The organism is Acinetobacter sp. GWC1_38_13 (assembly GCF_001767535.1).
GTDB lineage: Bacteria > Pseudomonadota > Gammaproteobacteria > Pseudomonadales > Moraxellaceae > Acinetobacter > Acinetobacter junii.
In genome coordinates, this window is sequence record NZ_MELG01000120.1 from 1 (window position 1) to 14,264 (window position 14,264).

At 39.9% G+C, this 14,264-nt stretch carries 15 protein-coding genes; 11 read left to right on the top strand and 4 right to left on the bottom strand.

Annotated features, from left to right (window positions below; all coding sequences use genetic code 11):
* Positions 1-85 precede the first annotated feature (85 nt).
* The 7 genes from A2003_RS13115 (at position 86) to A2003_RS13145 (ending at position 6,900) form a co-directional block, all read left to right on the top strand.
* Positions 86-916 carry an inositol monophosphatase family protein gene (locus tag A2003_RS13115; RefSeq protein ID WP_286687479.1) on the top strand — a complete coding sequence of 277 codons (831 nt, stop codon included), beginning with the start codon at positions 86-88 and terminating at the stop codon, positions 914-916.
* Between the two features lie 449 nt (positions 917-1,365).
* The gene (locus A2003_RS13120; RefSeq protein WP_286687480.1) at positions 1,366-3,261 is read left to right on the top strand and encodes a DEAD/DEAH box helicase; all 1,896 of its coding nucleotides are present in this window, start codon (positions 1,366-1,368) and stop codon (positions 3,259-3,261) included.
* A gap of 422 nt (positions 3,262-3,683) precedes the next feature.
* Positions 3,684-4,502: an ABC transporter ATP-binding protein gene (locus tag A2003_RS13125; protein WP_004909426.1), complete on the top strand. Its 819-nt coding sequence runs from the start codon at positions 3,684-3,686 to the stop codon at positions 4,500-4,502.
* A complete protein-coding gene (gene mlaE / locus A2003_RS13130) occupies positions 4,499-5,275 on the top strand; it encodes a lipid asymmetry maintenance ABC transporter permease subunit MlaE (protein ID WP_004909424.1) in 777 nt (258 codons plus the stop codon). Before A2003_RS13125 ends, mlaE begins: the two co-directional genes overlap by 4 nt.
* Positions 5,275-5,949, top strand: coding sequence for an outer membrane lipid asymmetry maintenance protein MlaD (gene mlaD / locus A2003_RS13135; protein WP_004909422.1), 675 nt, complete (start codon positions 5,275-5,277; stop codon positions 5,947-5,949). The genes mlaE and mlaD overlap by 1 nt, the downstream gene beginning before the upstream one ends.
* A gap of 19 nt (positions 5,950-5,968) precedes the next feature.
* The gene (locus A2003_RS13140) at positions 5,969-6,601 is read left to right on the top strand and encodes an MlaC/ttg2D family ABC transporter substrate-binding protein (protein ID WP_004909421.1); all 633 of its coding nucleotides are present in this window, start codon (positions 5,969-5,971) and stop codon (positions 6,599-6,601) included.
* A gap of 11 nt (positions 6,602-6,612) precedes the next feature.
* Positions 6,613-6,900, top strand: a complete 288-nt coding sequence (locus tag A2003_RS13145) for an STAS domain-containing protein (protein ID WP_004964385.1) — start codon at positions 6,613-6,615, stop codon at positions 6,898-6,900.
* A gap of 54 nt (positions 6,901-6,954) precedes the next feature.
* On the opposite strand, the gene A2003_RS13150 is transcribed toward A2003_RS13145, so the two are convergent.
* Positions 6,955-7,482 (bottom strand): hypothetical protein, encoded by a 528-nt coding sequence (locus tag A2003_RS13150; protein WP_112987459.1) that lies wholly within the window; start codon positions 7,480-7,482, stop codon positions 6,955-6,957.
* 1 nt (position 7,483) lies between these two features.
* Positions 7,484-8,497 (bottom strand): magnesium and cobalt transport protein CorA, encoded by a 1,014-nt coding sequence (locus A2003_RS13155; protein WP_112987458.1) that lies wholly within the window; start codon positions 8,495-8,497, stop codon positions 7,484-7,486.
* Positions 8,498-8,647: 150 nt separating this feature from the next.
* On the opposite strand from A2003_RS13155, the gene A2003_RS13160 reads away from it, so the two are divergent.
* Positions 8,648-9,232 (top strand): LOG family protein, encoded by a 585-nt coding sequence (locus A2003_RS13160; protein ID WP_004964372.1) that lies wholly within the window; start codon positions 8,648-8,650, stop codon positions 9,230-9,232.
* Between the two features lie 9 nt (positions 9,233-9,241).
* On the top strand, positions 9,242-9,628 hold the full coding sequence (locus tag A2003_RS13165) for an NUDIX hydrolase (RefSeq protein ID WP_005403262.1): 387 nt from the start codon (positions 9,242-9,244) through the stop codon (positions 9,626-9,628).
* Here the strand turns inward: A2003_RS13165 and A2003_RS13170 are convergent.
* Entirely contained in the window at positions 9,618-10,277 is a 660-nt protein-coding gene (locus A2003_RS13170; RefSeq protein WP_112987457.1) for a ComF family protein, read from the bottom strand. The two genes, A2003_RS13165 and A2003_RS13170, sit on opposite strands and share 11 nt — an antisense overlap.
* Positions 10,270-12,315 (bottom strand): ATP-dependent DNA helicase RecG, encoded by a 2,046-nt coding sequence (gene recG, locus A2003_RS13175; RefSeq protein WP_112987456.1) that lies wholly within the window; start codon positions 12,313-12,315, stop codon positions 10,270-10,272. Before recG ends, A2003_RS13170 begins: the two co-directional genes overlap by 8 nt.
* A gap of 19 nt (positions 12,316-12,334) precedes the next feature.
* On the opposite strand from recG, the gene A2003_RS13180 reads away from it, so the two are divergent.
* The gene (locus A2003_RS13180) at positions 12,335-13,153 is read left to right on the top strand and encodes an NAD-dependent epimerase/dehydratase family protein (RefSeq protein WP_112987455.1); all 819 of its coding nucleotides are present in this window, start codon (positions 12,335-12,337) and stop codon (positions 13,151-13,153) included.
* 124 nt (positions 13,154-13,277) lie between these two features.
* Positions 13,278-14,258 carry a putative solute-binding protein gene (locus tag A2003_RS13185; RefSeq protein WP_112987454.1) on the top strand — a complete coding sequence of 327 codons (981 nt, stop codon included), beginning with the start codon at positions 13,278-13,280 and terminating at the stop codon, positions 14,256-14,258.
* The last annotated feature ends 6 nt before the right edge of the window (positions 14,259-14,264 follow it).

The following is a 14,264-nucleotide window of genomic DNA, read 5'->3' on the forward strand; positions in this document are numbered from 1 at the left end:
CCTAAAAGCCCTTATATTTGATAGAATGTAAGGGCTTTTATGCATTATTCTTTGTCAAAATCTTCAAATTTGTAGTGGGTGTTCAATGGAACCTATGGTGGTTATGGCTGCGCGTGCGGCTCAAACAGTTGGTCAAGAGCTTTTAAAGGCACATCAAAATCGTCATAAACTCGATTTACAAGTTGAAGAAAAAGGCATTGATGGTCCAGTAACACGTGTTGATCGTTATTTGGAACAACTTACAATAGATACACTTCGCAAAAGCTATAAAAATCATAGCTTCCTTGGTGAAGAGTTTGGTATGCAAGAAGGTAAAGGTCACGACGCTGATTGGTGTTGGGTGATTGATCCTTTAGATGGTACTCAAAACTTTATCAATGGTTTCCCTCACTTTTGTATTTCTATCGCTGTACAACACAAAGGCGTGACACAACACGGTGTGATCTATGATCCAGTACGTGATGAGTTATTTTCAGCTAGTCGTGGTCGCGGTGCAGTGATGAATCAACGCCGTATTCGTGCAAATGTCAAAGATACTTTAGATAAAACATTCCTAGCAGTCGGTCATCCTTATCACGCGAAGCGTAATGGTGAAATTGTTTCTTATGCAGAACAACACTTTGCTTCGTTATTGGCAGTCACAAAATCTGGTGCTCAAATTCGTCGTGCAGGTTCAGCCGCTTTAGATTTGGCATATGTTGCTGCGGGTCGTTTTGATGGTTTCTTTGAATTAGGTTTAAAACCATGGGATATCGCTGCAGGCGAATTAATTGTTAAAGAAGCGGGCGGTGTGGTTGTGGATGCTCGTGGTGGTAATGATTCAATGGAAAATGGTCAAGTCATTGCTTGCTCAATGAAAATGTTAAAACCACTAATGCAAGCAGTAGTTCCAGCATGGAGCGAAGCTGCAAAATAAATTTTAGATTAAAAAACCCTCAATAATTTGAGGGTTTTTTATTATGATCTGATCATAATGAAGGAGTTATTTTTATAATTTCATCTTCTTTAATCGGTCAGATACAAATAATAAAGGTGATCCAGTAGAAAAACCTATTAAAAAGGGTGACTTTTAAAATTATTCTGCTATAATCCGCCCACGCACTTAAATTCCAGTTCATTACCTGAACATTCAGTTCTATTCATATTATGCGCACGCTGTCCATAGAGAGGACCACATCTTGCGCCCAAATCGCTTAGCGATTCTTCAGGTTGAGGCAGTAATCAAGCGTGCGTTAGTCCACATCGTCGTTATTCGGATTGCCGCTGAATTTCATATATTTTCAGCTTGAGTCGCTTTGCCGCTTTTTGCCGATGTCTATTTTTTGTATTTATTAAAATGGAGCACCCATTAGGGTGAAACTCTCTATGAGCAAAACTTTTGCCGAATTTTCTTTGCACGAAACCTTACAACAAGCCCTAGAAGGTTTAGGTTTTACTAGTCCAACTCCTGTGCAAGAACAAGCGATTCCAGCTGCGTTAGAAGGAAAAGATCTATTAGTTTCTAGCCAGACTGGTTCTGGTAAGACAGCAGCATTTTTACTCCCAACATTAAACGCTTTAACTGGTCAAGAAACTTTCGTGCCATTTAAAGAGCGCATGAAAGCGATTACCCAACCAAGCATTTTAGTTTTATGCCCAACGCGTGAATTGGCTCAACAAGTAAGCCAAGATGCGATTGCATTTGTACGTCATATGAAAGGTGTTCGTATTGCTGCAATTATGGGTGGTATGCCTTTTGGTAAGCAAATTCAACAGCTTAAAGGCGCGCAAGTTATTGTTGCTACTCCAGGTCGTTTACTTGACTTGGTTAATCGTCGTCAATTGAAACTTGATAAAGTTGAATCTTTAATCGTCGATGAAGCTGACCGTATGCTTGATCTAGGTTTCTCTGAAGATCTAGAAGCAATTGGTGAGTTAGCTGCAAACCGTAATCAAACATTAATGTTCTCTGCTACTTTTGCTGATCGTATTATTCGTCTTGCTGAACGTATGATGAATGATCCACAACGTATCGCAATCGAAACAGGCCACAGTACTAATACTGATGTAACTCAAACATTACATTGGACTGATGGTTTTGAGCATAAGAAAAAATTACTTACACACTGGTTATCTGACGAGTCAGTAGATCAAGCTGTTGTATTTGCAAGCACGCAAGAAGATACAGACATGCTTGCTGAAGAATTGGCTGAAGCAGGCCACTCAGTTGTTGCATTGCATGGTGCTATGCCACAAACAGTTCGTAACCGTCGTTTACGTAGTATTCGTGAAGGTCGTGCAAAAATCTTAGTTGCAACTGATGTTGCGGCACGTGGTTTAGACGTACCAACCATTTCTCACGTAATTAACTTCGGTTTACCGATGAAAAATGAAGACTATGTACACCGTATTGGTCGTACAGGTCGTGCGGGTCGTACAGGTCAGGCGATTACACTTGCGACTTATCGTGAGCGTGGCAAAATCCGTGCTTTAGAAGATTATTTAGATGCACGTTTAAATGTGTCTGAAATTGAAGGTTTAGAGCCATCTCCACCTCCTGCACGTTCAGGTCGTGATGGCGGCGGTCGTGGTCGCGGTGGTCGTGATGGCGGCGGTCGTGGTCGTGGTGGTTTTGGTGGCGGTCGTCGTTTTGAAGGCGAAAGCAATTTCAAACGTCGTGAAGGTGGTGATGATCGTCCACGTCGTAGCTTCGATGATAAACCACGTGGTGAACGTCCATCATTTGGTGGTGAAGATCGTCCACGTCGCGAATTCAATTCTGATCGTCCACGCCGCGAAGGTGGTTTTGATGATCGTCCAAAGCGTACATTTGGTGGTGAAGATCGTCCACGTCGCGAATTCAATTCTGATCGTCCACGCCGCGAAGGTGGTTTTGATGATCGTCCAAAGCGTACATTTGGTGGTGAAGATCGCCCACGTCGTGAATTCAATTCTGATCGTCCACGTCGTGAAGGTGGCTACAACGATAAACCACGTTTTGACTCGAATGATGACAACCGTGGTAATCGTGTAGATTATAAACCACGTCGTGAAGGTAGCTTCGGTGATCGTCCAAAACGTGATTTTGGTGATCGTCCAGCACCTCAACGTGAAGGTGGCTTCGGTGACCGTCCAAAGCGTAGCTTTGGTGGTGAAGATCGTCCAAAACGTACATTCGGTGGTGAAGACCGTCCTAAGCGTAAATTTGGTGAAGATCGTCCAGTACGCGGTACACGTGAAGAAACTTTCGGTGGCGACCGTCGTCGTAAAAACGACTTCTAATCGTTAAAAAACGATAAAATGAAGAAGCCAGTTGAAAAACTGGCTTTTTTATTACTTGATATTCATGTAGAATCTGGAAAAATGTGTTTTAGTTCAAATTTTATATAAAAAATGAATAATATTAAGCAAAATAACAGTTTTGTTGCTCAAGCATGGTCTTTCGTTTGCAATGAAGGGCTACCGTGTCTATTTGTCATTCTCATGTTATGTAATGGATTATTCTTTGCATATGCATTGTTTGATGAAAACAATTCTGACAGTTTTAATGCCAATAATACGATGCATGTTGCGAGTGAATCCGCGTCTAAGAATAACTACATAAATTAAATAATCTTGATACATCCCTTATCAAAATAAAAACAAGTGCTTAATCTTTCAGTGTATAGTATGCGTGCATAAAAAGTGCAGGAATGAATGCCCTTATGAATAATAAAACTCCTCGCGATACTGAAGCCTTAATTGAAGTTAAACACTTGAGCTTTAATCGAGGGGAACGTGTCATTTATGATGATGTTTGTCTCAAAATTCGACGTGGTCAGATTACTGCAATCATGGGGCCGTCAGGTACAGGTAAGACAACATTATTAAGACTCATTGGTGGACAATTAACTCCTGATCGGGGTGAGGTTTTAATCGATGGTAAAAATATAGCAGCAATGTCTCGTCCTGAGCTATTTACAGCTCGTGCGCGTATGGGAATGTTATTTCAAAGTGGTGCGCTGTTTACTGATATGTCGGTATATGAAAATGTTGCATTTCCGATACGAGCTCATACGAAGTTACCTGAACATATCATTGCAGAGCTTGTTGCCTTAAAGCTTGAATCTGTTGGTTTACGCGGTGCAGAACAATTAATGCCATCAGAACTTTCTGGAGGTATGAATCGTCGTGTTGCTTTAGCACGTGCGATTGCACTTGATCCAGAATTGATTATGTATGATGAACCTTTTGCTGGGCAAGACCCGATTGTGAAAGGTGTTTTAACTCGATTAATTCGTTCTTTACGTGAAGCATTAGATTTAACAACGATTATCGTATCGCACGATGTGGCAGAGACCTTATCGATTGCTGATTATATTTATGTTGTTGCTGAAGGTAAAATTCAGGGTGAAGGTACACCTGAACAATTAGAAAATCATGCTTCACCATTTGTGCGCCAATTTTTAACAGGATCAGCTGAAGGACCTGTCGAATATCAATTTACTCATCAAGCTTATTTAGATAACGAGGTTCGTCCATGAATACGATTGCCTGGTTAGGTAGACTCGTTATTGAGCGGGTGAAAGGCATTGGTGCAGCGTCACTAATGTTGATTCAGATTTTATTTTCAATGCCATCCAAAGGCGGATTTCAGCGTTTTATCTACCAAATGTACCGTGTCGGAGTGATGTCATTATTGATTATCTCTGTCTCTGGTTTATTCATTGGTTTGGTACTGGGTTTACAAGGCTATTCGATTTTGGTGAATGTCGGTAGTGAAGCAATGTTAGGGACGATGGTGTCTTTGACATTACTTCGTGAGCTTGCACCTGTAGTCGCTGCATTATTATTTGCAGGACGTGCTGGTTCGGCGCTTACTGCTGAAATCGGTTCGATGAAACAGAGCGAACAGCTTGCCAGTATGGAAATGATTGGTGTTGATCCGTTAAAGCAAATCGTTTCACCACGTTTATGGGCAGGTATTGTAAGTTTACCGATGCTGACTGTCATTTTTGCTGCAATTGGTATTGTCGGTGGAAAATTAGTTGGTGTTGATTTCCTCGGAGTGGACGAAGGTTCATTTTGGGGTGGAATGCAAAGTAGTGTGCAATTTGGACATGATGTTGTTAATGGCATTATCAAAAGCGTAGTGTTCGCATTGATTTGTACATGGGTAGCGGTATATCAAGGTTATGCCTGCGATCCAACTCCAGAAGGTATTGCGACGTCGATGACGAGAACGGTCGTGTATTCTTCACTTTGTGTATTAGGTTTTGATTTCGTGTTGACTGCGGTCATGTTCGGAGGGATTTAATGAAATCACGTACTAGTGAGCTGGCCGTAGGTATTTTTGTCATTATCTTCGGTATCGCTCTATTTTTTCTTGCAATGAAAGTCAGTGGTTTAGTTGGCACAAATTTACGTGATAGCTACAGCATGACAGCGCAGTTTGACAATGTGAATGGTTTAAAACCACGTGCAAAAGTTACGATGAGTGGTGTAACGATTGGTCGTGTTGAATCTATTACATTAGATCCAATCACACGTTTAGCGACTGTGAAATTCGAATTAGATGGTAAGTTAACGAGCTTTAATGCTGAGCAGTTAAAAGAAGTTCAGAAGAATGCACTTGAGGAATTACGCTATAGCTCTGATTATCAACAAGCTGATGCTGCGAAACAAAAAGAAATGGAACAGCAACTGATCGGTAACATGACCTCCATCACGAGTCTGGACGAAGATGCTTATATAATGGTAGCAACCAATGGCTTATTGGGTGAAAAATATTTGAAAGTCGTACCAGGTGGTGGTGTCAACTACTTGAAACGTGGTGACGTCGTTTCAAACACTCAAGGCACAATGGATTTAGAAGATTTAATCAGTAAATTTATTACTGGTGGTGCGGGTAAATCCACATCAAGCTCATCAACAGAAAGTTCAGCTTCTCAACCTGCTACGGATGATGCAGAACCTTCGTTTGTTGAGTAATTCAGGTTAGGAGATTGAAGTGAATACATTATTGAAACAGACACTGACAGCAAGCGTATTATCGACAATGCTTGCGAGTGCCGCTTTTGCAGCGCCAAAAGAGACCCCACCTGATTTCGTAAAACGTGTTGCAGATGGTTTAATTACTCGTTTGAAAGCTGATAAACCGAAGTTGCAAAACAATCCAGCTTTGGTCAGAACGATTATCCGTCAAAATCTTGATCCATATGTAGATTCGCAAGCATTTACTCGTATCGTATTGGGTACTTATGCAAATAACCAATACACGAATGCTGCACAACGTGCTCAATTTGAGAAAAACTTCCGTGAAGTGATTATCGAAAACTATGGTGGTGCTTTCGCGAAATATACTAATGAAAGTTATACAATGCGTCCGTTTAAGTCGACTAACAGCAAAAATCCTGTGGTGACTTTAGACTTTATGCATAATGGTGAGAAGATCCCTGTGTCATTCCAATTAACGGACAAAGGAGATCAATGGAAAGTGCGTAATATCAATGTTTCTGGTATTGATCTAGGCTTACAATTCCGTAACCAGTTTGCTGCTACAGTTCAGCGCAATGGTGGAAATATTGATAAAGCGATTGCGACCTTTAAACCAGATGCTGATGCAGCTGTAAATAAAAAATAAGTAGGTGACGGGTGATTCAATATATCGACCAACAACTCGTCGTTCCTAAGACGATTGATTTTGAAAATGCAGAGCAAGTTTATCAATCAGGTTTAGCATATATTCAGCAACATCAAAGTTTTCCTTTAGTTGTTGACCTTGCTCAGCTTGAAAATGGTAATACTTTATCTTTGGCTGTTTTGGTGCAATGGTTACGTCAAACTCCAGAGAGTAAAGGATTACATTTTAAAAATGTTTCTGAAAAGATGTTAAAGATCATCCAAGCTTGCCATCTACAAGATGACTTGAAGTTAATTTAATTGATTTTGTGGATTAGAAAAAGAGAGCTATTTTAGCTCTCTTTTTTATTGGTATTATTTGGGATAAGCTGAAAAAAGAGCTTCGCAAGTTGGATATTTTTGATGTAGTTTTTTTAAATAAAAGCTTTCGTCATGTTCTAAAAAACCATCTAGTAATCTGATAGATGATTCATTATTACAGCCTTTAATTCTTCTATTCCATGCGGTAAATGGTGCAATAGGAAGATCAATCGATATGGTATTTTCTTTGCAATCTAATAATGCTAAAGAAACAATTTGATATTTTTGGGATGTATTATGATTTGATGGGTATGCTAAGCCCATAATTAAGTCATTCGTTTTTATCGTTTTAATTGGAAAATCACTCATCCATTCTTTAGGTCTTGGTGAAATGATTTTAGATAACAAATTTTTAAATACAAAGTCAGGGTGCTGTAATTTAAATTTAGTATGATTAATTGAATTGATCTTCTGAACAGACTTAACGCGGGCAATAAACACATCATTAGGGGAAAGCGGTGCGCAGGCAAAAGTTGTGGGTATCGAAAGAGTTATGCCTATACAAAGGAATAACCCTTTCATTTTATATCCATTTCTTCCATCTGAAGTAGACCATTGGTAGTACTAAGAAAGCCATTAATATGCCAGCGACGATGAGAAAGCTTAAACTTCCGTGAGCAAATGGTAATTCATCTGTATTCATCCCATAAATACTTGCAATCAGCATAGGTGGTGCAAGCATACTTGGTAAAATAGAGAATCGACGAATCGTGTCATTCTGTTCAGTGTTAATGAACCCAGAAGTGGTATCGAGTAAGAATCGTACTTTTTGGAATAAGAAAGCATCGTGCTCGACCAGTGAGCGTACATCCTCGCTTAATTCTCGAATATCTGCATCATAGATATGACTGCCTAATGCACGCGGGCGAGATAAAAAGGTAAGAACTCGACGCAAATCAATCAAACATAATTGTGCTTTTCCAAGCATATCTTCTTGTTGTGCTAGGCGTGTAATCATGTCATCTAGATCTAAGATCTTTTCACGATGATGATTATTGAGTACTTCTGTGGAGTATCTTTCTAAGTCTTTGTGGATATCTTCTAAGATATCCGCAAGTTCATCAAGCTTTGCTTCTAGTAACCCTAATAAGATCCACGTCGGATCTTTATAGTCCATATCATAGTCATTGCGACGCGCACGGGCACGGAATGCACGGAAAGCGACGAGCTTCTCACCACGCATGGTAAATAAACGATCTTTATGCAAAATAAATGCGACGGTTTGTACCATTGCAAGCATATGTAATGAGTCGTCAGTATCACCATCTACCTGATAATTTTTATTCTTTGTTAAAAAATATGTGCTGATATGCAAAATACCATCATCATCACGGTAAAATCGTGCGGATGAGGAAATGTCTTCAAGTGATTTAAGAGTAGGTAAGTTGCGCTCATAAGCATCAAGTACCCATTGTTGTTCTTCTTGTGATGGAGCGATTAAATCAATCCAAACTAATTCAGGATGCAGATCAAAACTCCCATTGATCGTTGCATCTTCTAGACTACCGCGCTCTGTGGCATAAAAGGCTTCAAGCATGTCTTTTTTCCTCGCGCAGTTTATGAAAGTCAGCGTGTATTTTAGACAAGGATTGAACTAAAAACACTTGCCTAAACGCTATTTTGTCAAAAATCTTGTTTCATAGCCTACTTTATCAGCATGACAGTTATATAAAACGGTTTTAATTGTATGAATTCTATATGTGTTTTTTGCGGTTCTTCTCTCGGTAATGATGTGGTTTATGAACAAATCACTCAAGCAACAGGTCAAATAATTGCTGAACAAGGTTTGACCCTTGTTTATGGTGGTGGTCGTTCTGGCTTAATGGGTGTGGTTGCCAATAGTGCGCTTGAAGCAGGTGGCAAAGTGATTGGTGTTATTCCTGAAGCTTTGGTTGATCGTGAGCTTGCGCATGCTGAACTTAGCGAACTATATGTTGTGAAAGATATGCATGAACGAAAAACCAAGATGGCTGAATTGGCAGATGGTTTTATTGCATTACCTGGCGGTGCAGGGACTTTGGAAGAAATTTTCGAGCAGTGGACATGGAATCAATTAGGGATTCACCAAAAGCCTTGTGCATTTTTAAATATTAATGGCTTTTATGATGATCTGATTAAAATGTTACAAACTTCAGTTGAGCATGGTTTTAGCCAAGCTCGATTTGTAGATACCTTGATTGTGTCTGATAATATTCATGATATTTTAGCGGCATTTCAGAAATATCAACCCGCAGTTCCGAAATGGACGTCTCGCAATGAAATTCAAGCTTGAGGATAACCTTTGAAAACAATCACTGTCGCTGCTGCCATTATCATGAATGACAAAAATGAGTTGTTATTGGTAAGAAAAAAGAACACGCGTGTGTTTATGCAAGTTGGCGGAAAGCTTGAACCCAATGAAGCGCCTGAAATAGCAATTCAGCGCGAAATTTTAGAAGAGATTGGGTCTACTTGTGACATCAAGCAGTATTTGGGGCGATATGAGACAGCAACAGCAAATGAACCTGATCATCAATTAATTAGCCATCTGTTTGTTGTCGAACTCCATCAACAACCTGAAATTGCGGCTGAAATCGCGGAAATGAAATGGATTGATTTACATGAAGAGTCTATTTTGCTTGCACCATTAACTACCGAGGTTGTCATTCCTTGGTGTCTTAAGCAATAACATCATGATTTGCCTGTTTAACACCACCAGCGGCTAAACAGGCTGAGTATATATGTTGGCACCCCAACTGTTTTAATACTAGACTGAGGGCATTGATAGAGCTGCCTGTGGTCACGACATCATCAATAATCAGCACTTTTCTATAAATCAATTGAAGATGTGTTTTAGCGACAAATTGATCTTCTATATTTTCCAGTCGCTCTAAGCGGCTTAAACCTTTTTGAGAATGTTGGGCTAGTCGTTGCACGGGCTGCCATACTGGAATATTCAATACTTTGCTCAGTTCCTTAGCGATTAAAAGTGATTGATTGAAACCTCTTTCCATCAGTCGATCATTTGAAATAGGCATTGGTACGATGGCATGTACTTTTGGCAGCTTAAGTTCCAGTAATAGTCCGCTAAGTAATCGAAGATGATGTAACTGTTGCTCGTATTTAAATTGTTGAATGAGTTGGCTGATCGGATATTCATAATGACAGGCAACAAGTATATCTTGCTGATGTCGTTCGATTTTATGTTTTAACCATGGTAATTGTTGCCAGCAACTTTGACAAACACCATGGTGTGCTCTGACACCAATATCGCATAAGTGACATGCTGTGAAATAATCAGCAACTTGTTGTGCTCCTCGGCTCAATAATTTAAACATAAGCGTATCGAGGTGCTTCAGGTAGCCAGCGTTTTAATAGTCCTTCAGCATGTTGTGGATAATCTTTGAGTAATTGTTCAGCAACATAATGTGCTTGGGTGAGCAAATGGTCATCACGTTCTAAGCGTGCGACACGAAACCCCATATCACCAGTTTGCTTGGTACCTAGTAATTCACCTGGACCACGTATTTCCAAATCTTTTTCAGCGATCACAAAGCCATCGTTGCTTTCACGCAAGATGGAAAGACGTTCTTGTCCATTTTGTGATAGTGGCGTTTTGTAGAGTAGGGCACAAAAACTAGCTGTTGCACCGCGACCAACTCGACCACGTAACTGATGTAATTGAGAAAGTCCAAGTCGTTCCGCATTTTCAATCACCATAATGGATGCATTGGGCACATCGACACCCACTTCAATCACTGTGGTGGCAATCAAAAGTTGTGACTGGTTGTCTTTAAAGGCTTGCATGACAGCTTGCTTTTCATCAGCTTTCATTTTGCCGTGTACTAATCCCACATTTAGATCAGGGAAGCGTTCTTTAATTTCTTGAAAAGTTGCTTCTGCTGCTTGGGCATCCAAGGTTTCAGATTGTTCAACTAAAGTGCAAACCCAGTAGGCTTGTTTACCTTCACGACAGTTGCTGGCGATACGTTGTAAAACCTCTTCTCGACGATCAAGAGGAATCGTGACAGTTTGAATCGGGGTTCGTCCAGGTGGTAGCTCGTCAATGATTGAGGTATCTAAATCACCATAAGCACTCATTGCGAGTGTGCGTGGAATAGGGGTCGCTGTCATCACTAATTGATGTGGTGTAAATTGATCAACGCCTTTATTGCGTAATGCAAGTCGTTGATCTACCCCAAAGCGGTGTTGTTCATCAATAATCACTAAGCCTAACTTCGAGAATTCTACATTGTCTTGGAATAGGGCATGCGTTCCGACAACGAGTTGTGAGTGACCTTCTTTAATTTCCTGCTCTGCTAAAGTTCGTGCTTTACCTTTTTGTTTACCTGAGAGCCAAGCTACTTTTATGCCTAAAGGCTCAAACCAACGTTTGAAATTTAAATAGTGTTGTTCAGCCAAGATTTCGGTGGGTGCCATCAGCGCCACTTGCCATTCAGCTTCTAAAGCATGGCATGCTGCAACGGCTGCAACCAATGTCTTACCTGCACCCACATCTCCTTGAACTAAACGCAGCATGGGTTGTTCTTGCTTCAGATCATGTAGAATTTCTTTAGAAACCCTTTTTTGTGCGTTGGTCATCTGGAAAGGCAGGGCATCTAAAAGGCGCTTTGCTAAAACTTTGCTGCTGCTAAAGCGAGGTGCTGCTATTTGTCGAATATAAGCACGACGTGTAAGTAAGCTGATTTGATGCGCGACCAGTTCTTCAAAAATCAATCGTTGCTGTGCAGGATGTGAGCCTTGATTGAGTTGTACCATATTGGCATCAATCGGTGGTTCGTGAATATAGTGCAGAGCTTCTTTTAATTCGTAGCCATTACTGTATTTGGCGGGCAGTAATTCAGGTAAAGCATCGCTATGATGTTCCAGTGCTTGGCGAACATATTCACGCAACTTAGGTTGTGTTAGACCTTCAGTGCTTGGATATATCGCTGTTAACTGAGTTTTGGGTAATGCGGTATGTTGTTGAATAACTTGTATTTCAGGATGATAAAGTTCTAAGCCTCGTGCACCGATACGCACTTCACCAAAGATTCTTAAACGAGCACCTGGTTTTATACGATCCGTTAAACCTTTATAAATATGATAAAAGCGTAAGGTGACTTTGCCAAAATCATCTTGTAGCAATGCAGCAAAGGATTTCTTTTTTCCTGGTGGGAAATCAATAGATTTAACTTCCCCCTCAAGCAAATAACTACGTCCAACAACCAGCTGATTCATTGGAATAATAGTGCTACGATCTTCATAGTCACGCGGAAGATGAAACAGTAGATCATCCGTGCTAAAAATATGGAGCTTTTCTAGTAGGCTTGCTGCGGCAGCACCAACGCCTTGTAATTGCTGGACTGAAGTCATTTTTTGGTCAAGGATCGGTATGCATATTTTATTTATTGGTTATGGTAAAACATCTCAGCGTGTCGCTAAACATTTATTTGAGCAAGGTCACCACATTAGCACAATTAGCCGTACTGAAAAAACAGATCATTACGCAACACACCATATTCAAGATGCCCATCATCTTGATTTAAGTGAATTTGAACCAATTGATGTGGTGTATGTGATTCTTTCACCAAGTGAAAGTGGAATTGATGCTTATCAACATATCTATGTCGATAGTGTGGAACCAATTGCTAAAGCTTTACAACATCATCCTGTCAAACGGATCATTATCGTCTCTTCAACACGCGTTTATGGTGAAAACTCAGGAGAGCTTGTGGATGATGAGTCTGATATACGTCCAATAGATGAACAAGGTAAGCTATTACGAAAAATGGAGTTATTATGGCAATCCTACTATCCACAACAGGCTGTGATTGTTCGTCCAACAGGTATTTATGGTGTATCCGTTGAGCGTTTAAAAAAGCTTGCCCAGCGTACACAGAGCTATCCGACGATTCACTTTAGTAATCGTATTCATATAAATGATTTAGCTCGATTTTTAGCTTTGTTGGCGACTTTGGAAAGTCCTGAATCAAGTTATATTCTCAGTAATAATAGACCTATAGCGATGCATGAAATTTTGCTTTGGTTTCAGCGAAAATTAGGTTTGACAGCATTGAAATTGGAGTCTGAACAGCACACTGGAAAGCGTATTTATGCGACTCGAATTGCTAAAACTGGTTTTGAATTTGACCATTTGATTTGCTTTAATGACTATGAAGCCGCGCTGTTCGTACATATTAATGAAAAATAATTAGATTAAACTGCGATCATGATTGAAGAGTTGGTATGAATCTTGATAGATACTTACCAACACATTCCGTTAAGGAACTGCCTAAGTTTGCACGTAGTTTACAGTGAGGCGTTGAAGGTTGTATATGAGAAAAATAATTTATTTAATTTTGCTGTTATTTATGGGAACAACAAGCTGGGCTGGTGAGCAGGTTTGGTGTGTGTTTGAGCCATTGAGTTCCAAAGGCGATATCAGCCGTCGTCTGCAAGATATACGTTTGCATGCCATGCAAAGCCAAGTTCAATTAAAATTCAGTTATTTTAAAATTGAAAAAGATGCGATTCAGGCTTTTGAGCAAAATAAATGTACAGGTTTAGTCGCATCAAACTTTAATACCTACCGCTACAACTCATTTATGGGAAGCACTGGTGGAATTGGCTTAATTTCGAATAATCGTGTTGCACGAATGTTTTTGCAACTCATGAATAATTCGAATGTTGCAAAAAGAATGATCAGTTCGAAGTATGAAGTGGTTGGTATGATTCCAATCGGAACGGCATATATGATCATGAATACTCAACAGATCAGTAAAGTATCCCAACTCAAAAACAAGCGCATAGGGATTCTAGAAGATAACCCACCACAACAAGCTTTAGTCCAAAGTGTTGCTGCTAAAGCGACTTATGTTGATTTTTCAAATGCAATTGATTTATTTAAACAACATAAGATTGATATTCTAGCAGCGCCTGCTTATGGAATTTTGCCTTACAATCTCAAGAAAGAGTTTGGTGAAGCAACACAGGTTGTGAATTTCCCAGTTGCTTATTTTGCAAGGAATATTGTGATTAAACCAAAATCATATCCTGCAAATTTTGGGCATCATGTTCGTACATGGTTTGTCAAAAATAGTAATGTATTGGCCGCACAGGCGATTCAATGGGAAAATCACTTGCCTGCTTATTACTGGGCGGATATTTCAGACTTTGAGAAACAAGGTTATGAAGCATTGGTTGCGAAAATCCGTAATCGATATGTTGAACAAGGATACTACGATGCTTTTTTTGTAGAATTGATTAAACGACTTCGATGTATCGATGACCCAAAATATCTTGAATGTCGCAAATGACACAGA

Excerpts from the sequence above, each read along its gene's own strand:
- recG (WP_112987456.1), bottom strand. The coding sequence starts at position 12,315 with ATGACTTCAGTCCAGCAATTACAAGGCGTTGGTGCTGCCGCAGCAAGC.
- A2003_RS13170 (WP_112987457.1), bottom strand. The coding sequence starts at position 10,277 with ATGTTTAAATTATTGAGCCGAGGAGCACAACAAGTTGCTGATTATTTC.
- A2003_RS13150 (WP_112987459.1), bottom strand. The coding sequence starts at position 7,482 with ATGAAAGGGTTATTCCTTTGTATAGGCATAACTCTTTCGATACCCACA.
- A2003_RS13180 (WP_112987455.1), top strand. The coding sequence starts at position 12,335 with ATGCATATTTTATTTATTGGTTATGGTAAAACATCTCAGCGTGTCGCT.
- A2003_RS13120 (WP_286687480.1), top strand. The coding sequence starts at position 1,366 with ATGAGCAAAACTTTTGCCGAATTTTCTTTGCACGAAACCTTACAACAA.
- mlaE (WP_004909424.1), top strand. The coding sequence starts at position 4,499 with ATGAATACGATTGCCTGGTTAGGTAGACTCGTTATTGAGCGGGTGAAA.
- A2003_RS13160 (WP_004964372.1), top strand. The coding sequence starts at position 8,648 with ATGAATTCTATATGTGTTTTTTGCGGTTCTTCTCTCGGTAATGATGTG.
- A2003_RS13185 (WP_112987454.1), top strand. The coding sequence starts at position 13,278 with ATGAGAAAAATAATTTATTTAATTTTGCTGTTATTTATGGGAACAACA.
- A2003_RS13155 (WP_112987458.1), bottom strand. The coding sequence starts at position 8,497 with ATGCTTGAAGCCTTTTATGCCACAGAGCGCGGTAGTCTAGAAGATGCA.
- A2003_RS13125 (WP_004909426.1), top strand. The coding sequence starts at position 3,684 with ATGAATAATAAAACTCCTCGCGATACTGAAGCCTTAATTGAAGTTAAA.
- mlaD (WP_004909422.1), top strand. The coding sequence starts at position 5,275 with ATGAAATCACGTACTAGTGAGCTGGCCGTAGGTATTTTTGTCATTATC.
- A2003_RS13115 (WP_286687479.1), top strand. The coding sequence starts at position 86 with ATGGAACCTATGGTGGTTATGGCTGCGCGTGCGGCTCAAACAGTTGGT.